Annotated in this window: 20 protein-coding genes; 2 read left to right on the top strand and 18 right to left on the bottom strand. The window is 45.1% G+C overall.

Annotated features, from left to right (window positions below; translation table 11 throughout):
* Positions 1-25: 25 nt before the first annotated feature.
* The 5 genes from prsR to PATL_RS16915 form a co-directional block, all read right to left on the bottom strand.
* Positions 26-1384: a PEP-CTERM-box response regulator transcription factor gene (gene prsR, locus PATL_RS16895; protein WP_011576031.1), complete on the bottom strand. Its 1359-nt coding sequence runs from the start codon at positions 1382-1384 to the stop codon at positions 26-28.
* Between the two features lie 25 nt (positions 1385-1409).
* A complete protein-coding gene (prsK, locus tag PATL_RS16900) occupies positions 1410-3428 on the bottom strand; it encodes an XrtA/PEP-CTERM system histidine kinase PrsK (protein WP_011576032.1) in 2019 nt (672 codons plus the stop codon).
* Between the two features lie 60 nt (positions 3429-3488).
* Positions 3489-4613 carry a beta-ketoacyl-ACP synthase III gene (locus PATL_RS16905; RefSeq protein WP_011576033.1) on the bottom strand — a complete coding sequence of 375 codons (1125 nt, stop codon included), beginning with the start codon at positions 4611-4613 and terminating at the stop codon, positions 3489-3491.
* 423 nt (positions 4614-5036) lie between these two features.
* Entirely contained in the window at positions 5037-6410 is a 1374-nt protein-coding gene (glpT, locus tag PATL_RS16910; RefSeq protein ID WP_011576034.1) for a glycerol-3-phosphate transporter, read from the bottom strand.
* A gap of 147 nt (positions 6411-6557) precedes the next feature.
* Positions 6558-7859 carry an MFS transporter gene (locus PATL_RS16915; protein ID WP_011576035.1) on the bottom strand — a complete coding sequence of 434 codons (1302 nt, stop codon included), beginning with the start codon at positions 7857-7859 and terminating at the stop codon, positions 6558-6560.
* Positions 7860-8112: 253 nt separating this feature from the next.
* On the opposite strand from PATL_RS16915, the gene PATL_RS16920 reads away from it, so the two are divergent.
* Positions 8113-10509: a fatty acid cis/trans isomerase gene (locus PATL_RS16920; protein WP_011576036.1), complete on the top strand. Its 2397-nt coding sequence runs from the start codon at positions 8113-8115 to the stop codon at positions 10507-10509.
* A gap of 90 nt (positions 10510-10599) precedes the next feature.
* Here the strand turns inward: PATL_RS16920 and PATL_RS16925 are convergent, their stop codons facing one another.
* The 3 genes from PATL_RS16925 to PATL_RS16935 form a co-directional block, all read right to left on the bottom strand.
* Positions 10600-11409 (bottom strand): hypothetical protein, encoded by an 810-nt coding sequence (locus PATL_RS16925; RefSeq protein ID WP_011576037.1) that lies wholly within the window; start codon positions 11407-11409, stop codon positions 10600-10602.
* Positions 11410-11644: 235 nt separating this feature from the next.
* A complete protein-coding gene (locus PATL_RS16930) occupies positions 11645-11893 on the bottom strand; it encodes a hypothetical protein (RefSeq protein ID WP_011576038.1) in 249 nt (82 codons plus the stop codon).
* 81 nt (positions 11894-11974) lie between these two features.
* On the bottom strand, positions 11975-12871 hold the full coding sequence (locus PATL_RS16935; RefSeq protein WP_011576039.1) for a LysR family transcriptional regulator: 897 nt from the start codon (positions 12869-12871) through the stop codon (positions 11975-11977).
* A 115-nt stretch (positions 12872-12986) separates the two neighbouring features.
* Between PATL_RS16935 and PATL_RS16940 the strand changes: the two genes are divergently transcribed.
* A complete protein-coding gene (locus PATL_RS16940; protein ID WP_011576040.1) occupies positions 12987-13619 on the top strand; it encodes an NAD(P)-dependent oxidoreductase in 633 nt (210 codons plus the stop codon).
* 104 nt (positions 13620-13723) lie between these two features.
* Here PATL_RS16940 and PATL_RS16945 read toward each other — a convergent pair whose 3' ends face one another.
* The 10 genes from PATL_RS16945 to phoU form a co-directional block, all read right to left on the bottom strand.
* Positions 13724-14254, bottom strand: a complete 531-nt coding sequence (locus PATL_RS16945) for a CC0125/CC1285 family lipoprotein (RefSeq protein ID WP_011576041.1) — start codon at positions 14252-14254, stop codon at positions 13724-13726.
* A gap of 332 nt (positions 14255-14586) precedes the next feature.
* On the bottom strand, positions 14587-15060 hold the full coding sequence (locus PATL_RS16950; protein WP_011576042.1) for an MgtC/SapB family protein: 474 nt from the start codon (positions 15058-15060) through the stop codon (positions 14587-14589).
* 454 nt (positions 15061-15514) lie between these two features.
* Positions 15515-16864 (bottom strand): alpha/beta hydrolase family protein, encoded by a 1350-nt coding sequence (locus PATL_RS16955; protein ID WP_011576043.1) that lies wholly within the window; start codon positions 16862-16864, stop codon positions 15515-15517.
* A 104-nt stretch (positions 16865-16968) separates the two neighbouring features.
* Positions 16969-17412 (bottom strand): PaaI family thioesterase, encoded by a 444-nt coding sequence (locus PATL_RS16960; RefSeq protein ID WP_011576044.1) that lies wholly within the window; start codon positions 17410-17412, stop codon positions 16969-16971.
* Between the two features lie 340 nt (positions 17413-17752).
* Positions 17753-18676, bottom strand: a complete 924-nt coding sequence (locus tag PATL_RS16965) for a hypothetical protein (RefSeq protein WP_011576045.1) — start codon at positions 18674-18676, stop codon at positions 17753-17755.
* 10 nt (positions 18677-18686) lie between these two features.
* A complete protein-coding gene (locus PATL_RS16970) occupies positions 18687-19337 on the bottom strand; it encodes a hypothetical protein (protein WP_011576046.1) in 651 nt (216 codons plus the stop codon).
* A complete protein-coding gene (locus PATL_RS16975) occupies positions 19324-19872 on the bottom strand; it encodes an RNA polymerase sigma factor (RefSeq protein WP_011576047.1) in 549 nt (182 codons plus the stop codon). The genes PATL_RS16970 and PATL_RS16975 overlap by 14 nt, the downstream gene beginning before the upstream one ends.
* Before the next feature lie 74 nt (positions 19873-19946).
* Positions 19947-20858 carry a hydrogen peroxide-inducible genes activator gene (locus PATL_RS16980; RefSeq protein WP_011576048.1) on the bottom strand — a complete coding sequence of 304 codons (912 nt, stop codon included), beginning with the start codon at positions 20856-20858 and terminating at the stop codon, positions 19947-19949.
* 235 nt (positions 20859-21093) lie between these two features.
* On the bottom strand, positions 21094-22482 hold the full coding sequence (locus PATL_RS16985) for a porin (protein WP_011576049.1): 1389 nt from the start codon (positions 22480-22482) through the stop codon (positions 21094-21096).
* Positions 22483-22875: 393 nt separating this feature from the next.
* Positions 22876-23577, bottom strand: a complete 702-nt coding sequence (gene phoU, locus PATL_RS16990; protein ID WP_011576050.1) for a phosphate signaling complex protein PhoU — start codon at positions 23575-23577, stop codon at positions 22876-22878.
* Between the last annotated feature and the right edge of the window lie 14 nt (positions 23578-23591).

Consider the following 23591-nt stretch of genomic DNA (forward strand, 5'->3'; position numbering starts at 1 on the left):
TAACCCTTCACACACGTTGTTCACATTAGGAACCAGTTTTAATGTCCTCTAGATGGTACTTATCAATCAGCGAATAAAGCGTAGGGCGTGTCACCCCAAGTAATTCAGCAGTGCGCGACATATTGCGCTCGGCCACTTGAAACGCATAACGAATAGCTTTGCTCTCAGCTTCCTCGCGCACTTCACGCAGGTTAAGTGTGCGCATGGTGTTGAGTTCTTCATTTACCTGCAAACCTAAATCATCTGGTTGAATGTAAGCTGACTCAGCCATGATCACCGCAGATTTAAGCTTGTTCTGTAATTCACGAATGTTACCCGGCCAGCGATGCTGCAACATGGCTTGTGCTGCGCTGTCACTGAAGCCCTTCACTTTTGTTTTGAAGTCTTCGTTGTATTGATTTAAGAAGGTTTTACCCAGCAAAATCACATCGTTACCACGCTCACGCAGTGGCGGTATCACGATGTTGATTTCCCCTATCCGGTAATACAAATCTTCGCGAAATGTCTCTTGTGCGACCATGCTATTTAAATCACGATGGGTCGCGCAAATAACACGAATATCGACTGGGATCTCAGTACGCCCGCCTACTCGCTCGATAACACGCTCTTGTAAAAAACGCAGCATCTTAGCTTGTAAGCCTACAGGCATATCACCGATTTCATCTAGAAAAAGTGTGCCGCCTTGAGCACTTTCAATTTTACCTGGTGTGGTTTTATTTGCGCCTGTAAACGCGCCTTTCTCATAACCAAACAGTTCACTTTCGAGCAAATTTTCTGGGATCGAGGCACAGTTAATAGCAACGAAGGCTTTGTTTTTGCGTAAGCTGTGTTCGTGAATGCTGCGCGCAAACACTTCTTTACCCGTGCCACTCTCCCCTAATAACAGCGTACTGATATCAGTTTGGGCAATGCGTTCAGCTTTTTTACTGACCGCTAAAATCTGTTCACTGTTGCCTATAATACGATCCATTGAGGGCGCCACCGCAGACAAGTGACGATTTTCTTGCTCTAAATCGTAGAGCTGTGCTGCTCTGCTGACCAATACTTGAATGGTATCTGAGTCAATGGGTTTCTGATAAAAGTCATACGCACCAAGCTCAATCGCTTTTAAGGCATTCACTTTGTCGTTGTTGCCAGTTACCACAATCACTTTGGTGTTAGGGGATAACGCAAGTATTTCTTGAAGCGCAGCTAGGCCTTCAGTGGCATTGGCAGGATCTGGCGGCAACCCTAAATCAAGGGTAATCACCTTAGGCTCATGCCGGCGTAACTGAGTGATCGCAGAGGTGCGATCATCTGCAAACACCACATCATAGCCCGAGAAGCTCCACTTCAACTGCTTTTGAATACCTAAGTCGTCATCAACGACTAAAATCTTTTCCATGCCTTTATCCTTGCAACCTATTCTATTAGTTCGCTGGTATGTTCAACGTAAAGACTGTACCAACATTCTCTTCACTTTGAACATGTAAAAACCCACCTATTTTCTCTAAAAACGTTTTAGCATCATAAGCACCTATGCCCATACCGGCATTGCCTTTAGTGGTATCAAAAGGCGTAAATAAGCGCTGCTGAATAAAACTCTTGCTCATGCCCGAGCCATTATCAGAAATAGTCACCACCATGTTTTCGTTTTGTGGGGCATGGCAGACATCTACACGCACAAAACCATCGTCGGCGGTGGCTTGTTGCGCGTTGCTGATCAAGTGATACATCACATTGGCGAACTTTTCTTGGTCAAGCACAACATCTATTTCACTATCGATCCTCAATTCTGGCTTGGGCAAGTATGTTGCACAGCGCTGTTCAATGACGTTTTCGATACACCCCGACAAATTGACTAACCTGTGCTGACTCGCTGGCTCTGCATTCTTCTCTGACAACTGGCGTAACATTTTATCCATACGAGCCTTGGTGTGATGCAGCGTTTCAAAGGTATCCTCGATAAATTCGGGGTTATCCTTATGCTGCTCAGCATTACACAAAATTAAGTCAATTTGTGCCAAAACATTTTTCAAATCGTGCAACACGAAAGCCGACATACGGGTGAATGCAGCGAACTGAGCATTTTCAGCCACTTCTTTTGCGGCCTCATGATGAAATAAAAAGTTAGTGATTTGCGCGGTCACCGCAGTAAGGTAGTCACGTAATTCCCAATTTAAACTGCGCGATGTGTCATTGGTGTTGCCCATCAACACTAACCCCCACAGCGTATCGCCTCGATAGATAGGGATAACCAATTGGAATGCAATTTTATTCAAGGTCCCGTGATTCACTTTTAAGCCCTCGTACACATAGGGCTTGGTGCGCAGCTCCGCCATATCGATGATCCAGTTTTTCTGCTCAAAAAACGCAAAAAATTGCCTCATCACTTCGAGCTGCTCTTCGCATAAAGGTTCAGCGTCTACATCTGCTAGGTATTCTACTTTGCTATCGACTCGCTTAAGTAGCAAGCCAGATTGGTAATCCATCGCCTGCAAAAAAGCGTTTAGCACAGTTTGATAAACAGCCTGCCCAGACTGATTACTTTCTAACGATTTGGTTAACTTGACCCACTCATAACGATAGTCAAACTGATTGGCAAAAAAGTGTTTAGTAATAAACACTTTGACCTTGGTGCGAAAGCTCGTTGACAAAAATACCGTGGCAAGCAACGCCAACGACAGGAATATTAGCGCGACTTGGATTGAAGTACTCCACTCTCCCCCGTAGTATTTCACCACATAGCCGATAAGCGACATGACAAACAAATAACACCCTGCCACCAGTAGCAAAGAGCTGTGCAACACCACCTCACGACTAACAAATATGTCAACGCCCCAATGCTGTACACGGCGTATGGCAAGCACCAGTAGCGGGATCATAGCGGTGTAAATAAAGCCTCTGGCGGCGATATACGTCAAGTCGATTTGCTCGACCATAAGCGCGTTGGCGAAGGTGACAAATTCAAACAGGTTTGTGGCGCCTAAGTATAAAATTAGCGGTTTAAACGCCCAACGGTTTTCACCTGATTGGCGGTAGATAATCTCTAATAAAACCAACACTTGTAGTGCCAGAATGGTTTGCAGTAAAAACAACCAACTGTCGTTAACATCTAGAAACAGAGGAATAATTATGCCAGTAATTGGCAACGCCAGAATTAACCATGTTTCAGGGCGCTTAAGCACGCCCACCAAGCTGGTAAAGTTATCTTTTAAACACGCCGCCAGAAATAGCAGCCAGAACAATTGTTTGACGTTATCAAAAACGATGAGACGCTCTACGGTCAATTCGCCAATGAAAAAAGGTGAAAGGGACCACACACACGTAGCAGCTGTGGCCAATATTAATAAATATTTAGCTAAGCCCGACTTGCGCGATGTTAACAATAACAGCAGCAACAGTGCGTAACCCAAAGCACTGGCTGCATATCCCCAAACTGCTAGCATAATGGTGTTGTCCCTGACGTGATTGCTATTGTGTTTTTCAAGCGCCTTAGCGTAACAAGGTTACCTTTTTCTGACTAACAAACTGCCGATGGAATATCCTGCGCCAAATGAACACAGTAAACCGTAATCCCCGGCCTGTAAGTCTTTGTGGTGTAGATTGAACGCAATGATTGAGCCAGCAGATGCCGTATTGGCGTACCTGTCTAATACAATCGGCGCTTCTTCAACAGTCGCTTCACGGCCTAGTAGTCTTTTACTAATAAGCGTGTTCATGTTGATGTTTGCTTGGTGTAACCACCAACGCTTCACATCAGCACTGGTTAACTGATGTCGCTCTAAGTGCTCGCTAATATGCTCAGCCGCCATAGGGCACACCTCTTTAAAAACTTTACGTCCTTCTTGATGAAACAGCTTATCTGCTCCATAGGGGTCAACATCATTAGCCCGGCTAACATAACCAAAGTTTGAGCGAATATTATTTGAATATTGAGTAATCGCTTTGGTACTTAAAATATCAAACACATGCTCAGATGTCGCGGTATCTGCATGCTCCACTACCATAGCGGTTGCCACGTCTCCGAAAATAAAGTGGCTGTCACGGTCACAATAATTGACTTGTGGTGAAGTCAATTCAGGGTTTATCACTAATACCCCTTTTGCCGTTCCGGCACTGATCATTTCATAAGCACGATGCAAAGCGAATGTTGCTGCTGAACACGCCACTAGCATATCAAAACCAAAACCTTTGATCCCCAAAGCGCCTTGCACTTCGATGGCTAACGCGGGATAAGAGCGCTGCGTATATGCACAAGATACAATCACTACGTCGATATCTTCAGCGGTTTTATTTGCCGCTTCAAGGGCCAGTTTAGCCGCATTGATCGCCATTTCGGCCTGATCAGATAATTCTTCTTCACCGCGCTCAGGAATGATGGGACGCATACGGTTAATATCCAGTACCCCATCTTTCATATAGCAATAACGGCTGCGTATACCGGATGCTTTTTGAATAAATTCAGCGCTAGAGAAAGGTTTCGCTGTTATCGCACCTGATTCAATCTCATCGGCATTTTGCTCATTAAACTGCTGAGCATACGCATTGTACGCATCTACTAACTCTTCGTTTGAGATGCTATGTGGTGGATTCCATAATCCTGAACCACTGATCACTACAGAATTTGTCATGTTTGTTTTTCCACTTGAAATATCCCCTTAGCTTATCGCTTTGGCGAGGAAATGTCATGAGCGTTCAAACGTTTACCTCTTCTATCATGCATATAATCAGCCCATAAATAGATCTGTAAGCGCCCATCGCCCTTTGATTAGGGGCTCTAGAAGGTAAAGAGAACACAGAAGTTATGTAACAATTATCGACAACGAGCTGACGATATTAGGTTTTTTGGATCTTAAAGGAAGTGCCTAGTCTTGTTGTATGCTAAGTAAGTTCACGCTGCGCGAGAGCTGCCTGCAAAGCTCTCCCATCTCTAGTCTCAACAGGGGTGAAACAGAGAGGGGCAGACTTTGAGCTTGTAGAAACTATAAGTTTGGTGCTAAGGGCTAGCACCCAACTTATAGCTTAAGCCTTACGCTGATGCCCTACGGCTCTTACTATTGACTTTCTTGGAGTTGAGCGCCTTCTTCCCGCTGATGACTTTCATGTGCGACTTCGTGTTTTAAGGTTAACGCGATAAGTAAAATAGCGCCTATGCAACCGCCAACCAATAATACAAAGCCACCGTCCCAGCCGAAATGGTCAACCGTATAGCCAAGCGCAATATTGGCTACAACTGCTCCACCTAAATAGCCAAATAACCCGGTTAAGCCAGCGGCAGTGCCAGCAGCCTTTTTAGGTACCAGCTCAAGAGCGAATAAACCGATTAGCATGACAGGTCCATAAATCAAGAAGCCAATTGCCATGAGAGCAGCGATATCGATGGTCGGATTACCTGCTGGGTTCAACCAGTAAACCACAACTGCCACCAATACCAATAACATATACAATATGGCCGCAGGTGCTCGTCGACCTTTAAACCATCGGTCGCTTATCCAGCCACATAGTAGGGTGCCGGGAATACCTGCCCACTCGTAAAGAAAGTAAGCCCATGAGCTTTTATCAAATGAAAAGTCTTTTACTTCATACAAGTAGGTAGGCGCCCAATCAAGCACGCCGTAACGTATTAAATAGACAAACGCATTCGCCACAGCGATGAACCACAACAATTTGTTATTCAGTACAAACTGCATAAATATTTGCTTTGCCGTTAGTTCTTCTTCATGGCTTTGAGAATACTGAGCAGGGTAATCGTTTCGATACTCTTCTATTGGCGGCAAACCACATGACTGGGGTGTATCGCGCATTACAAAATAGATAAACACGGCAATTAAGCTTGCTGCAGCAGCTGGCATATAAAAAGCACTGTGCCAGTCATTGAACCACGCCATACCTAAAATAAATATTGGACCAATCAAGCCACCGCCAACATTGTGCGCAATATTCCAAAACGAGACCGTACGGCCTCGTTCATTTCCTGAATACCAGTGAACCATGGTCCGCCCACATGCTGGCCATCCCATGCCTTGTGCCCAACCATTGATAAACAGCAACACAAAGATACTAGCAACACTTTGGGTAGCCCAGTCGGCGAAACCAAATAGAAACATTACGCCGGAGGATACTAGTAATCCTGTCATCAAAAAATAACGGGGGTTACTGCGGTCAGACACACTGCCCATTAAAAATTTGCTCAGGCCATAAGCAATAGAGACCGCCGATAATGCAATCCCCAACTGGCCCTTGGTAAAACCTTGTTCTTCAATCAGAAAAGGCATTGCCAAAGAAAAGTTTTTGCGCACTAAATAATAACCAGCGTAGCCCACAAAAATACCGATAAACACTTGCCAACGCAGGGCTTTGTATTCTTTGTCTATTTCTTCTTTGGGGAGTCGAGGTTGGTGTGAAGCAGGTTTAAAAATACCAAACATAGAGTTACTTTTTACTTATAATTTTGCTAATTAAAACAGATGTTAAGCGTTAATGATATGTTGCGAATATGACATTTTGACGTCCCTTAGCGGCACAGCAACATTTCGACGACCTCAATAGCGCCTTCATAATGTTGACGACGGGTCTTAATTTTTAGGGCTTGCAGCCGATGCCGAGCGCAATTTCTTGACCTTTTTGGCCAATAGCAAAGCGCAAAAACAGCCAATAAACATAATCGCGGCAATAAATAAAAAATAATACGCAAAGCCGTTTTGTCCGGCATCCAGCATACGACCGGAGATAGATGCAAAGAAAATATCGGGGGTAAAACCCAGTACTGATATGATCCCGACAGCAGTGCCTGTCGCCCCCATACGAATTTGACTCTCGTCTACCAACGCGAAGTAAATTCCACGCAAAGCGAATACTGCAAAAAAGGTAAACAGCAACATGGCTAACACCAGTGTTACTCCTGCATTGAAATGCGTCATCCACGCAATCGCCGCAAAGATCGCCCCCAGTGCGGCAAACAGTAAGTAAGTCATTTTACTCGTACGTAAGCGATCGGCGAGTAACCCTGCCCCAATCGCGGCTACGGGGCGCATATAACTGGCAAACGTAATAAACTTGGCACCTTCCACTTGTGACCAACCATAGTGCTGCACGACGAAAAGGCTGTAATTGTCCAGCGCTTTATAGCCACAATAAGCGCAAATAACGATCCCTCCTTGCAGCCATACCAAGGGATTAATAAGCGTCGAAGCGAATGACAAACCAGGTGCTTGTTGCTGCTGTTGAGCGTACGTGTCAGATGGATTATCAGCTTGAGAACTGACAAAAAACCAAGTTAACCCAGCTGCTAATGCTGTTAACGTGCTGTAGTAGATAATCAGCATGCCCATAGCATCGAACGCTTCAGTTGAGCTGTTGAAATCGCCTTGCGAGCTGAATGTCCCAAGGCTCAATAACAATATGCCTACACTGGCAAACAGACTTGCCGCTAACCCACGCCCCCCATCGAGCAAACCAAATGCGAACCCTTGACGATGGGGCGGAGCCGAAAGCCGAGTGGCTTTAATCATCGCCGCCCAAAAAACCAAAACAGTGGTTGCGCCCCAATAAGCAAAAAGCAGTGTAAGTCCCAAATGACTCGGCCTGCTGAGTAAATATAAGCCCCCCGCCGCTGTCGCCAACAGTGAAATGCTCATAAGGCGATTTGGGGGGTACTTGTCAGCAATTATGCCTCCGGGGAAATATGACAGCATAGCCACAACGCCATAGACAGCGAAAATATCGCCTAATTGGGTGTTCGTTAGCTCGAACGCTTGTAGGAACGTTGGTCGAAAAAAGCGTGCTAGATGAAAAGGTAAAGCGAAAATCAACTCTCCCGCCAGTATAATAATGAGGATATGACCGAATACCGATGTCACCTTTTCGTCGCGCTGCATAAATTATCGAATGTCTGTCAAAGAGTTCACGGTAGGGTTCCTGCTTTGTGTATAACTGTCAAGTAAGTACATAATTGCCCCCCTGGTAATGTGCAATTGGCACAGAGATAAATAAACCTCAAAGCACTCAAATTGAGTGATTCTCAGTTGAGTCGGTATCCGCTAAAGGGTAAACTGCGCGGCAAACACACACGCTACCCCACACCGCTCAGTTTTAAATAAACACAGAGTGACTGCCTTAGTTGGACTCTTTATGCAAAATACACATTCCAGATGGATTAAAATATTCATCGCCGTCATTCTTGTCTGTTCGGGTTGCGCGACCATTGCCAATCTTGATTTCAACAAGCTTTATGGCCACGAAGCCCCAGTGAACCGCGCACCAGCCAGTGTCACGCAAGCGTTATTAGAAAGCCCTGCCACCGCATTCTACCAAACCAAAGTAGCACCCGTAATTGAAGGGCGTTGTGTTGTGTGCCATGCCTGCTACGACGCCCCTTGCCAGCTTAAGATGAGCTCGCCAGAAGGAATAGATCGCGGCGCGAGTAAAGAAGTTGTCTACCATGGCTCGCGTATACTTGCCGCCACGCCAAATCGATTGTTTTTAGACGCATTAGATTCTCCCGACTGGCGCAAGCGTGGCTTTTATCCTGTGCTAAATGAGCGAGAACAAACCCCTATTGCCAACACGCAGGCGTCAGTTTTAGCAAAAATGCTGAAGCTTAAACAGCAACACCCTTTACCTGACGACAAATTATTAGACGAACGCTTCGATGTCTCTATCGATCGCAGCCAACAATGTCCTACCATTTCGGAATTTGATGGCTATGCCACAAGCCAAGCATTTGGTGGAATGCCCTACGCTCTCCCAGAATTAACCGGTGAGGAGCACAATATACTCATGAGTTGGATGGAGAGCGGCGCTTATATGCCTGCTCGCGCACCACTGTCTGAAGCCCAAGAGACAGCGATAAACTCGTTAGAAGACTTTTTAAATGCTGACGATTTGAAAATGCAGTTAAGTGCTCGCTACATTTATGAACACTTGTTTAGCTCTCATTTGTACTTTAGTGAGATAACCGCGCCTAATACCCAGCCACAGTTTTTTAATCTTGTGCGTTCAAGAACGCCATCAGGGCAAGCTATTGATGTCATTCCGAGTCGCCGCCCTTTTGATGAGCCAGGGGTAAAGCGCGTTTATTACCGCTTGCAGCCTGTTATGTCGACCATAGTCAACAAAACACACCAGCCTTATGCTATTCACAAAGCACTCACCGACAAATGGCAGAAGTGGTTTGTAGACGCTGACTACACAGTGACCGAGTTACCTAGCTATCAGCCAAAAGTAGCGGCAAACCCGCTAACGGCTTTCACTCAATTACCGGAAAACGCGCGCTACCGCTTTATGCTCGAGCGTGCACAGAACACCATTATGGGTTACATCAAAGGGCCCGTTTGTCGTGGTCAGGTGGCGTTGAATGTCATCAATGATCGTTTCTGGGTTTACTTTGTAAAACCAGAAGTGGCAGATTCACCCAAGATACACGCCTTCTACGAATCACAAAAAGACAACCTTCGCCTCCCTGCGGAACACGAGAGCACCGCATTTGCGGTAACTTGGCTTGAATATGCCTCACGACAAGGTGATTACATGCGTGCACGGCATGATTTCATGGCAACCGCCTTGGAAGATGGCCAGCATTTCACTGCTAACGATATATGGGATGGTGACGGTGAAAATGACAACGCCACGCTGACGGTGTTTCGTCACTTTGACAATGCCACCGTCATTAAAGGCTTAGTGGGTAAGCCTCCCAAAACCGCTTGGGTTATCGACTACGCATTACTAGAGCGTATTCACTACCTGTTAGTCGCTGGGTTTGATGTGTATGGCAATTATGGCCATCAATTGATGACGCGCCTGTACATGGACTTTCTGCGCATGGAAGGTGAATCAAACTTTTTGGCCTTTTTACCGCCTAAAACGCGTCACGAAGAGTTGGCCTCTTGGTATCAAAAAGCTGGGCCAGAGCTAACCGAATTTGTTGAGGGTAAAATCAACCCGTTCGATCAACCTAGTGGTATGCAGTTTAAAACCCAGCACCACAAGAAAGAATTATATGATATTTTTGCTGAACATGTGAAAGACGTGCAACCCAGCCGTTACCGATTACAAGACAGCGAATTAGGTCAAAATAGCAAAGCCCTGCTCGGACAATTAGCCAACATCAAAGGCCAAAGCGCCTCAATATTGCCCGAGCTGAGCATGATCATGGTCGAGCCCACAGACAGTGATAAACCAGAGATTTTCACCTTGGTGAGAAACAGTGCGCATTTCAATGTGAACAGCTTGTTTTCTGAAGATGCTAATCGCGACCACGCCAATGATGACGTGACGTTAGTACATGGGTTACTCGGTAGTTATCCCGATGTATTCTGGCGGGTAAAAGAAGCAGATCTGGCCAAATTAGTGGCGAAAGCTCAGCAAATTGAAAACGAGCAAAATTATGAAGCCTTCTTGGATCTATTTGCGGTAAGGCGCACAACCAAAGATTTTTGGGCATTCAGCGACAAACTCAATCAAACCTTCATGGAGCACAATCCGATCGAAGGTGGACTGCTGGATTACAATCGATTAGAAAACCGTTAGAGATTAAATTAAGTAAAAAGGGCAGCTACCTCAATCATCTCATTGAGGTAGCAGCCCTTTTAATTAGCTTTTTTAGTGACTCTTTAGCCGTTATCTATTTTGTTTTCTACGTTTGCGCAACCCTGCAAAACTAAGCGCAAATACACCTGCAAATAAGCATGCAAAAGTCGATGGTGCTGACACCGGGACACTTCCAACCACAATATCAATTGAACTGGTGGCCAATTCTCCACCATTTGCATCTAGTACCGTCAAGTTATAAGTAAACATGCCCTCAGTAGCCGCATCAAGCAGGCCAGAATAGCCAAAGCCGCGATTCTGAGAATTCTGCGCAACACTATAATTACTTAAATTAGAGGCGTAGTTAGCAACATCCACTAACCCATCACCATTCGCAGTGCCGCTATCGCCCAGTTCGTTGTCAGTCTTTAAGGTAATGATATCGAAACTGACAAAGTCAGTGCCGGCTGTGGGGTCTACATCAAACTCAAACAGATAAGTAAAATCATCTAACATCGCGCCCGATGCGTTAGCGCCCGCGTCAACATTCACCGCGTACTCGAAATTAAATACTGAACGATTTGCAGGTAATAAGCTTAAGGTAGGGTCAAATGTATAAGTACGATCGCCGTCGTAGTTAAAGGTATTTTCAGGACTTCCGGAAGCGTTATATCTTAGCTTTCCTCGCAGGGCTACTTCAACGCCATTCAATGCTTCCCCTGTCCACGAGCCGTTTGCATTACCATCGCCAAAAATGACGTCAGGCGTAATATTGCCTGTACCATTGATGGGTGTCGCTAAAGCATTAAAAGACAAACTGAGTACAGCGGTTAAACTCAGCAGTTTGGCCATCTTAGTGATCAAGTTAGAACGTATTTTTTTGCTATTATTCTTCTGCATGTGACATTCCTTTTAGTAAAATCACAGCCTTACCAGCAAGAACAACACCACTTTAATTTTAACTTATGTATCAGACATTTAAAAAATCACAAAATACGAACGGCAGGCAAATGTAAATTAATTTGACAGAAAACTAACATAAATCACTATTTATAGTTTGAAAAGCAGTGAAATAGCACTGGGTAAAAATATACTCATCCTGAACTAAAGTACAAATACTTCACCGCGCGCCACTTTAAGGTTTACTGGTTTCAAGCGTCTCTTGGCGCTCACGTTCATACTCTTCAAAACGCTTGGCCTCCACATTTTCACACTCTCTGAATTGTACGTCAGAAAGTGCTGAACGCTCGCATTCACTCTTCTGATAAGACTGCCCTGCTTTGTAGAGTTGCTTATTCGTACAGGCAGATATCATCATCAATATCGCAACTGACACTGTCACCTGAGGTAAATAGCGCGATGTATTCTTCTTATGAGTGAGCATATAAAGCCTTTTTTGATAAATTTTAAAGAATTCAATCTATTGATATACTCAATCCTATAAAAGTTCATATTTCAATATTCATCAATTTGTAACCCGCACTATATCCGCTTGCCAACGCTCGACGAGAAAATCAATAAAAGCCCGCACCACATTTTGCTGGTGGTCACGAGACAAATACACCGCCCACAGATTACTGCCAGGTGTGTTGTAATCAGGCAGCACTTGAACCAGTTCACGGTTCAGCAAATAATGATTGGCCAAATCACTTGGTAAACACGCAATGCCTAACCCGCGCAGCGCCGCCTTTAAAATAACGCCCATTTCATTGGCTTGTATGTTGCCTGATACAGGGACTTTCTCGTCGCTTGTTGCACTGACTACCCGCCAATGAGGGTTACTACTGTGAACAAGACAATTATGCGCGAGCAAATCACTGGGTTGATTCAATTTGGCGTGCTCCGCAATATAGCCAGGAGTTGCACACAGAACGCTATCGATGTGCATTAGCCTTCTAGCAATTAATTGCTGATGTGGTTGATCAATATAGCGCAGCGCAATATCAACTCGCTCATCCACTAGCTGCGACAGCCCATCAGATAACACCATTTGAATATGGGTTTTGGGGTGAATAGCCACAAATGCTTGAATGGCATCAAACAGCATATTTTGACCAAGGCCAATTGGGGTCGCAACTCGAATGGTCCCAACGAGTTCGTGGTTGTGACTATGAGCACGGCTCTCCAGATCCGAAACCGAACTGAGTATTTGCTTAGCAAACCCCAACGTTTCTTCGCCTTGTAGAGTCAAACTTACTTTACGTGTGGTGCGATGAAACAAGCGTAAACCTAACCACTGTTCAATATCTTGAACGTGGCGAGTCACTTGCAAACGACTTAATCCAATACTATCTGCCGCCTTAGTAAAGCTGCTACAACGCGCCACCTCTATGAAGCTTTGCAATGATGTGATCCGGTCCATTAGCATCCCAAAGTGAAACAATGTTAATCATTAATCTGTATTTATCACTTATTCCAACACAAGTAAACTGGCTTCACTTTCTTAACGCAACACAGTAAACAATTGGAGAAACAATATGAAAATCGCAGTTTTAGGTGCAACAGGTTGGATTGGTAGCACAGTAGTAACAGAAGCGAAAAGTCGAGGACATGAAGTAGTGGCAATCGTACGTGATGCTGCGAAGTTAAACGCTCAAGACGTTACCTCCCGGGTTTATGATTTACAAAGCACTGCAGACTTCGCGCCTGTCGTTGCCGATGCGGATGTGGTTATCGCGTCTGTTGGTGGACGCGCAGCAGGTAATCATGAAATAGTCGCAAAAACAGCTGAGCGTCTACTGGCATCTCTTGCCAATAGCAGTAAACGTTTAATATGGGTAGGCGGCGCCGGTAGTTTAGAAATAGCGCCGGGTGTAGCGCTTGTTACCTCACCTGACTTCCCTGCTGAATATAAAGATGAGGCCATCGCCCAAGGTGAAGCCCTCGATGTATTTCGCAGCACTAAATCGAAAACACCCTGGACCTTCGTTAGCCCTGCGGCTGTGCTCTACCCAGGTGATAGCGTAGGACAATTTCGTATTGGCGGTGATGCATTTTTCACCAACAGTGACGGTGAGAGTAAAATATCGGTCACTGATTACGCCAAAGCCTTAGTGGATGAAGCAGAAAATGCTGAGCATGTAAATCAGCGCATTAGCGTCGCTTACTAATTCGTACTCTGTGACTAGCAAAAATAAAATAGCTCAACGTTGTTGGCGTTGAGCTATTTTCAGGTAAGTTACAGCCTCGAAGTCAAACTCGGCAGTTGAGTATATTACTCCTGTAATGTGTCTTTCTTCGGCCCTAAATTTTCTGTCACTTGCGTCGCGTCAAAACTGGTGCCTGAATTAGGTTGTGCCCCCTTACCCATCTCAATATTTAAAATACTCTCAATTTCACTTTGCTCAGAGCCGCCAATAAACACGCCTGTCTCGAATTGACTGCGGGGAAAGCGAGAGGTCCGGCAGGTCAACGCCCCACAGTCGGTTACTGTGGCGTAGCGGCGGCTAAAACCAACCTGCGGGCTAAGTTGCACGTTTTCTTTATCCACTAAGGTTTCCCTGTCTGTGACTACGAACCAGTCGTAACCTTGCTCTAAGGTCAGTTCCGCGGCGCGCAACATGGCGTAATCCATTGCTTTTGATTTATCCGTGCCTCGGCCTTTAAAGTTCACGCGATATTGAGTGTCAGTAAATTTGCTTTCGGTATAGCCAAAGCCCCCTTTGGTCGCTTCACGATAGTCAGGCTGACTTTCACAGCCACCTAGCAGAATCGCAGTGAGTAATAGCACTATATTCGTTTTCATTTTTGTGTCCCTCTTTTGGCCGGAGCCACCCAGCGTCTCATGATTGCCTGATGGTTTAGTTTGATGTATTGCACGCGACGTTATGAATTACTTTACCTTGTCGTTTTCGTTTTTTCGCCTTTCTATTTACCGTTTTGGTTTGTGTTTTGTAAAATGCAAAACCAGCGTGAAACTGAGTATAACATCCAGTGAACAACAAAAATGTGTACCCCAAGAGCTGAAGCCAATTGTGTTATTTCGAACGACCTCAATCATGCATACTCCCGTTGCCCGTTTCACAGATCCAAAACCCCTTGCGGTTTTAAGCTTCAACACTCTGCGTTCCAACGGGCTTAATCGTCTAGGTGCTTCGCTCTTTGAACCTTGACGCTACGGGCGAACCGGAAAATGCAGAAATTCATCAAGGATAAAATCAGCGCGATTTCGTAGTTTTGATAGGCCACTGCCACACCTATCGCCCCAGTATTCCATATACCCGCTGCGGTTGCTGTGCCACTGGCGCCATTTTCTTGCTTAAAAATAGCGCCACCACCAATAAAGCCGATCCCCGTGACGATACCATACATCACTCTTGCTTCTGCCTCGCCGTCACCTTCAGCATAAGCATTCATAGCAATGAGCATAAACGCGCACGACGCTAGTGCCACTAAAGGAAAGGTACGCAGCCCCGCGCCTTTTGAACCACTTTCTCGGTTCAAGGCAATGGGCAACGCAAACAGAAATGCCAGACCTAGCTGGAACAAGTGATACACCACCAACTGAAGATCGATTTCAAAATTAATAAGATGCTCAGGAATAATATCCATTTTAAGGCCCTGCTTTGTATATAAATGCTTGTTGTTTAATGCTTTACATTGCAACGCCTTGTATTTCAAAGAAGCGTATTACTGTGTAGTAAAGCGGTTGTAGTGGAGAGCAAAGCAAAAGCAGCGCCAGATAAATATTAATTAAAAATCATGAGCTTATGAAAAAAAGAAGGCGTCAATCAAGCGAATAGGTAGGAGGTTGTGTAAATTTTACCGTGACATTTAACCGTATTATTTAACCATGCGTGTTCCCATGACAAGTGAATCAAGAAGGATGAGATAGAAAATGAGAAAAACGAAGAAGCAGATGAAAGCGGTAGATAAGAAGCTGAAAAAAATAGCGTTTACAGTAGACGCGGAACCACCATTGTAAACACAGCGCCGTGTTTACAATGGCAAAACAAATCTACCATCCCACTTACCAATCCATAGCGTAAGGGAGTTACTATCGTTGTTATTTTTTAGGCGCTAGGGTCTCGAAGTGCAGTCCCTTGGCCGTGCGGTTTCCAAAGCCTTTCCAATAAGTATGTTCTGGTTTCGGCTCACCTTCTTCGTCAAGGGCGTAAACACCGCCGTTTGAATCGGGCACAATATCCAAATACGCTTCTTTAGACGTATCGTTTTTCAAGTATTTATCTAGCCATGCGGTCACAAAATGCTGTGCAATATTGTTCATGCGTGCATTATCCCAAACAGCATCGATATAATGCTCACTGATATTAAAACCTAATTCCTTATCAAACATATAGGACTCTTCTGGTGCCGGCATCACCGCACCCGCATTATGATTGGCATTATCATAGGTCAGAAGTGAGCGATTCACGTTGCTGGCCCCCTGCCAAATGGCACGAACGCCGTTCTCATAACCCGATACGTCGTCCTGAGAGCCTGCGATGAGCAACATAGGCACACTGATTTCTTTAAGGGTATCATTGCTAAACATGTGGTAATTCATACCCCATGGCGCAAACGCTATAACGGTCTTTAAACGCTTGTCTGCCCCTGACTTAATGCCTGACTGATGACGTTTGAGCGTACCAAACGGCGGGCTTTGCTTGCTCGCTACCACTTGTTCAGTTACCCCAGCCCCGGCGTTAATCACCGCGCCGTAACCTCCCATTGAATACCCGATTAGACCGGTGTCAGAGGTATCAACCAAACCGTACAAAAATGAATCTTTGTCTTTCGCCATGCCCTCTATTTGTGATAACACGAAAAGCTGATCCACCGGGCGATTAACTAAAGTCGAAGAAAACGCCGCTTTAGTGCGATAAGTTGAGTCGGTGTGATCGATAGACACCACTACATAACCCTTCGAAGCAATATTTTCAGCTAAGTGCGCGAGCAAAAAACGATTCCCCGGGTATCCATGTGAAATAAGCACCAACGGAAAAGCGCTGTCAGTCATTTCAGGCTTAGCATCTCGCACAGCCTTACCCTGTAAATCCACTTCGGTTTTACCATCACGTATATAAGCCTTAAGAGTAGTATTGCCCGTACTGCCTTTTTGCGCTGGGTACCAAACTTCTAATGTAAGCGGCCGATCGTAACGGGGCAACGTTGCGGGCTCTGGTTTAGTGGGGTCGAGTTTTAGCATCTCAATCTGATTCGGGTTCGCCACTTCAAGCTGGCGTACGCCAATGCTGTGCTCACCATAAGCAGCAAGCTCAGGGGCATCAGGGCGCTGGGTATCAATTCTATTTTCGGCAAATGCAGTTACATTTACCCCTAACGCTAATACGACGACGGCACCTTTGAGCCATATATTTTTCGCCAAGTGACTAGTTACACCCTTAAAACCCATTACCTACTCCAAAAAATAAAAAGGCGATTATGCCCACAAAAAATGACACTTTGCAGACAATTAGCATGCTGCTGTGCAAAGCATCTACAAAAAGAAAAAACTGGCTAGGACGCCCTAGGTCGCATAATCATACAAGTCGCGGACGCATAAGCATAAACTTTCCCCGATTCATCAATTAGCTTACCTTGTGATACGCCGAGTGAATTTGACATACTGATGACCCTGCCTTCTGCTTTTAACGGTGTGTCTTTAGGCACGGCCTTGAGCATTTTCACATTCAAATCAATTGTCCCGTAACCGACGCCCACGTCCAACATACTATGCACGGCACATCCGGTAACCGAATCCATTACTGTCGCAGCGAAGCCGCCATGAACGCCACCTAATGGATTAATATGTCTATCATCGGCGGTAGCCTCAAAAATGGCCACGCCCTTTTCCACCGAAATAAATTTCATTGGGATAGTGCTCGCCATATTGGGATGCGGCAAATCGCCCCTGGCAACGGCCTGCATCATTTCAAGACCCGTCATGTTTGCAATATTCATCTTGATACCCTTTTCAAATTAATACTTATGCTCGAATTAATAACCACATTAGCGGCTGGCGAAAATCAAGGCTCCATCATGCTTGAAAGCATCGACAGCTATAAACGAACAACAATTTATGAAACGAGCAGGACAATTACCAATAAGTGTCGGTGATAAGGGGTTATATAGGGATTGAGATAAAAAGATTATAGAAAGCTATTTAAAGAAAACGGCGGTCGTATTTTAGCCATATCTACAAAGAGGCTGCTAAATTTAGGTTATAGCCGCCTCTTTGAAAGCATTTGATTACCGATGAAAATGAGCGAAATGCAATAACGCTCTAGTGATAAAACTAAACCTAAAATGCATACACTTGGCTATTGTTCAGCAGTGCCTCGTGATTGATTTTATCTTTTACACAAGCCTGAATGTCGCTGTGCTTGAAGACGTAGACTCGGTCTTGATTACTGTTACTGGTCGATGAAGCAAAATTGCTAAGTACAAAATTTACATGCTCTTTATCATCAAGGGCGTTAAGCCCAGCACCATAGCGGCATAGCACCTGGCCTAAATTCTGTTCAAAGTTGGCTAAAAAGCGCTTACGTTCTTGTTCGGCGGCCTCTTTTCGTTGTTGTAATTGCGCTTGGCGCTCAGTCTCGATTTTAGTTTTGTATCTTTCCACTTCTGTGCGTTTTGTTTGAAGCTTTTTGAGCTCAGCGTTTAACTCGCCTAACTGCTCTTCGATGCGAGCTTTACGTTCGCTGTTACTGTTGCTTTTTTCAAACTCAAGATCTCGGCTACGGCGTTCATATTCGCGCTGTTCCCGTGAGAACTCCCGCAGTTTTTCACCGAGAGACCGCAATTTACTGCTGGACTCCCGGGATAAATACTTAGCTCGCTCCATGGCGTCTTCTACTGCATCCTCTATTTCATCTTCGTCCATGTGAATGTCGATATCGAGGTCTTGCATGTCAAAAACGTTAGGCGCAAGCGGCGCGACAGGCACTGACGGGTGACCATCAGTAAAGAACACTTGCCTGCTACCGTAGCGATTTAAATCCAGTTTAAATACCACCCCTTGATTTTGCAGATAGGTATAGCCGATATCTCGTATACTCAAACTTCCTCTTTGGTTATCTTGCTTGAGTGCGGTTTGCAAAATACTGCTCATTATTTCCAGCTCGCCGGTCAAATCCTGCTTATTCGTGTCAGCTAAAACGGGGGATGACCACATGGCGACAAGCACTGTGCTGAGAGCGAAAATACGTTTAGACATGTTCATAGGGCTACCTCTACTGTTGAATACTTTCTAATGCGACGCCAGTCGCATCATGATAAACGTCTTGTTGTAATTGATTGAGTTGGCGCGCATAAAAGAGTTGATCGTCGCTGCGCTGCTGATTAACAAACTTAATCAGTTCGGCAAAGTCTTCGCGGCGCTCCTTGCGACTTGAACTCAACAAATAGTTCGTCAGTTGGCTTGCGCTTTCTGACTGCTGTTGCTGCAACGTTTGTGCATACAAAGTAAATGCGTCTTGTTGATTTTGTTTAAACGCATCTAACTTGCTATCAACTAATTTCACTAATGCCTGTTCTGACTGTCCAGAACCGAAGCGAATACGCAGTTCCCCCTCAGAAGTGGTGACTTGCGTACCCGTTAACACCAGCACAATAGCCAGCGCTGACGTCACCAAAGATACACCGGATAACCAGGACCCACTGTTATTGGCTTGCTGGGGCTCGAAGGTAGCGGCTTTATTCCACTGTGGAACCTCAGACGAGGAGTAATCATCAGCCCCTATTTTAACCATAGCGGCCGCATCTACCTGCTCAGCAAATTGACTATCTTGGATACAGCGCTGTTCAAATTCGTCCCGTTGTTTTGGGGTCAGTTTGCCCTCTAGCCACAAGGCCAGAAGTTCGGCGTTGTCATAGTTCGACATAATCCACCTCCATTAAGGTTTTCATTTTAGATAACGCGCTGTACAAACGAGACTTTGCCGTATTAACCGACATGCCCGTTTGTTCAGCGATTTCTTCAAAGGTAAAATGCCCAAAAAATTTCAGCTCTATCACTGATTTTTGTGCCAAAGGCAATTGCTGCATCGCACTGACCAATTGCGCATTACGCTGTGTGTTCTCTATATATTGGTCAACGGGTGCGGTGTCGCAGGGTATGTCCGGTGCATCATCAAACCCTTGCATCGGGCGCTTACGGCGATAAAACTCGATGCAACGATAGTGAGCAATTCTAAATAACCAGCCTTTAAAACTCCCATCGCCCCGGTAAGTGGCAAGATTGCGAAATACCGAAATAAACACATCTTGCAGCAGATCCAGCGCGTCAGCGTTATTCCCGGTCATGCGCAGCCCGTAATGATAAACAGGCTTTTCGTAGCGTTTGAGTAGACTAAACCAGGATTTTTTATGTCCTTTCAGTGCTTTCTCTATTAACTGTTCGTCACTCTTCTCAAACACCAAATCGATTCCCTATTGTGTTGACTATAAATAAAGTCGAAAGGCCGGTTTAAAAAGTTTGAATAAAAGAAAATTTATTTTTTCAAGGTGGGGATTGGTGTCAAAGGCGCTAGCAATTCAGCTAAATAGCGAAACAAGCGAACACGTGTGGTTGCATTGCGCCACACAAGGCCAATTTCACGATATGCACTGTCTTCTGCCGGTAGCGAGACCAATTTTGAAGTACTCAGAATATGATTCTGTATGGCTAATTCAGGCATAAAGGTAAAGCCCAGCTTACTGTTGGCAAGCTGCACTAGGGTGTACAAACTGCTGGCGGCAAGTGTATTGACTTGCTCTTTATGGCGTAAGTTGCACGCACTTACCGCGTGACCGGTCATACAATGCTCTTGCTGCAGCAAAAAGACACTTTTGGCTGGCAATGCAGAAACATCCATAGGCATTGGCAAAGTATCCACTAAATCAGAATGGGCAATCAGATGAAACGGATCATGGCCAATCACCAACTGTTTGCAGCCTGGGGTTTCCATGGGCAAGGCTAAAATCAGTAAGTCCAAAATACCTTCATTTAACTGGCTGAGTAAATTAGTGGTGGTGTCTTCCTGAAGCTGCAACGTGATACCAGGTAAGTTTTGTTGCACTGCACTGATCAAACCCTCGAAAAAAAACGGCGCAATGGTAGGGATCACGCCTATTTTCAAATTACCAGATTGCCAATCCCCGGCCGTTTGGGCGAAATCTACCAGCTCATTGGCTTCATTTAACAACCGACGGCTGCGCTCAACTAGCTCCAATCCAAAAGGCGTAAAAACAAAGGTTTTGTGTTCACGCTCAAGTAATTGACAGCCAAACTGCTCTTCTAAATTCTGAATGGCAGTGCTTAATGTGGATTGGCTTACATGGCAATGATCAGCAGCTCGGTGAAAATGCTGCTCTTGGTGCAAGGTAACAAGATAATGCAGGTGTTTAAGATTAGGCCACTTCATGTGAGACTCATTAATAAAAACGATTGATAAGCCAAGTTTAAATCAAATATGCAGGGGTTTCTTGTTGATTTTGCATTCTTTTTTATTGCTCAAAGGTGAAAGTGAGGCGGTAAATGCTAAAGCCGCTCCTGACAACAGCATTGCCCGCGTTCGTTGACGTTAATTCGACAAGTCGCAGGCATTTCGCGAGTGCAATCTAGCGTCACAGATGACAATAGGCGGTGTCCGTACCGGCTTAAAACCCTAGTTGTCCTCTTAAGCCAATAACATTCACAGAAAAGTCGTTTGGTGCCCCTTCTACAATATTAAGAGCATCTGTGTAGGAGAGATGAGCATAATTAAATAGGAAGCGTACTTCATTTATGGGGGTCCAAATCAGCGATGCCATGTAGGCATCCTGTGCACCACCCACTATACCGGCATCAACCAAGTCGAGTCGGTCAAAGCGAACGTTAATCTGCCACGCCCCTGTTCCACCATTGCTAACAGGGTCGTTTACCTTCACACCTTTAAACACGCCGCCTTTGTATTCGCGCGTGTCTTGGGTTAAGTAGTAGCCAGCTTCTATAGAGCCACCAAAAAAGGTCGGGTCAGCAAATTCTGAACGAGTTACTTGAGCCCAATGAGTTTCAGCTACGACATGAAGACGCCCAGTAATGACAGCCGCTTCAAGACCATAACTGAATTCATCCGTTGCGCCAGAAATGTCATCTGTATTAATAAAACGGGTATCAACACTGTGAACAAACGGACGCTGACGGTATCGAATACTGTCAATTTCATTACCTAAGTCGCGCACATGTACTGAGCTACCCAAGTGAATAAAAGTATCGTCGACAACGGTAGTGTATCCAACTCGACCATCTACGCTGAACGAATTATTACCATCGTTTAAATCATCAATGTTATCAGTAAACACGCCACCTTCGAGGAGAAAGTCGTTGAGCTTATAAGTAGCAGAAAGGCCCACTCGACGTTCAAAACCGAAGGCATCTGTGTAAGCTGCACGCTCTACAAAACTCGTATCATTACTGCTTGATAACTCTTCAAGCCCTTGAAAGGTATTGTGCTGACCGAGCGTAAGCTTTAAAGGACCATCTTCATAGGTAAAGTAGGCATCCGTTAGCTTTACGCCATCTAGATAATCAGCGATAAGTTTGTAACCGAAGCCCCCTGGCATCGTACCCTGAATCCCAAATCGAAGACGCCTAGCTTCACTCGAAAAACCTTCTCCTGGTATATCAATACTTGAAGGCACAGACGAAAGGGTATTGAAATCATAAAGCACGCGCCCCTTGGGTTTTACACTCCACCCGCCATCGCCTTTAATCTCAGGGGCACCTTTCCACTTAATAGAGACAGGTGCTGCATCTTCATTAGCAACCACGCTAGTATTCTGGTCTTGTTTTTGTTCTTTTTGCGCTAAGTCAACCTGCTTGGAGTCAACCTGCTCGGAGCCAACAGAGTCCAGTTCGCTGCGCAATGAGCGCACTTCTTGCTCTAACTGATTGATGCGTTTAATGAGCGAGGCTAAATCTTCGTCACTAATAGTTTGTGCATCGGCACTAATGGGCAATAAGGCGACTAACGAAAAATAGGCAATTAGGGGAGATTTAATCTTCATATAAACGAATTCCAATTATACAGCCGTAACCTTATGCAAAGGGCAATGGTATCTAGCAATCAAATTATTAATGACTTCTTGTCTGATTGTCCCTGATTGCAACCTGCCATTGGCTAACACTATGGGTATCGAGATTACGACTTACTGTGCTTTATCAATGCCAAAAAACATACGATATTTGTTCGCATGTTCAGTATATGGCGCATTGTACTGAATTGCGCGCAATGTATGACACTTTTGTGACGATTGAATGACAAAATGACAGTTATGTGAATAATTTATGAAAAGTTGGCAGCGTGTGGAGAAAGCGACTCCAGCGAACGAAAGACAGAAATAAGGTAGAACCACTGAAAAACGCGTTTCAGGCGCGCGTTTCAGCCACGATAAGAGGAATTAAGACTTGTTTAGTCTCTTTTCTATTTCATGCACACTGGTGTGACGCACGTCATACCCTTTGACCAGATATATAATGTGTTCAGCGATATTACGCGCATGATCGCCAATTCGCTCAATTGAGCGAAGCGCCCATAAAATATTCATAACGCGACCAATCGAGCGTGGGTCTTCCATCATATAGGTGACAATTTCACGCATAGCGGATTTATATTCTCTGTCTACTTGGGTATCGGCCCGAGCGACATCTAAGGCTTTGTCCGCATCAAAACGAGCAAACGCATCCAGCACTGAATTCACCATTTTTTGTACTAATGCGCCCATGTGACGAATTTCTTCGTAACCACCTGGCGCTGCACCATCATCACTTAACGCAATGGCCATTTGAGCGATTTTTTGCGCTTCGTCTCCCATTCTTTCTAAATCACGGGTCATTTTGGTGACCGATAGCACCATGCGTAGATCTGACGCTGCGGGTTGGCGACACGCTAAGATCATGGTGCAATTCTCATCGAGTAGTACCTCACGGCGATCGACATCGTCTTCCACTTCCAGAACGTGTTCGGCTAGCGGCCTATTAACAGATTCTATGGCTTTAACTGAATCGATAATCTGTTGCTCAACTATGCCGCCCATTTCTAGGACTTGGCTTTTCAGTGCTTCTAAATCAGAGTCAAAGCGCTGAGAAATATGGCGTTCCATATTATGCTCCTTAG

The sequence above is a fragment of the Paraglaciecola sp. T6c genome (genome assembly GCF_000014225.1).
Taxonomy (GTDB): Bacteria; Pseudomonadota; Gammaproteobacteria; order Enterobacterales; family Alteromonadaceae; genus Paraglaciecola; species Paraglaciecola atlantica_A.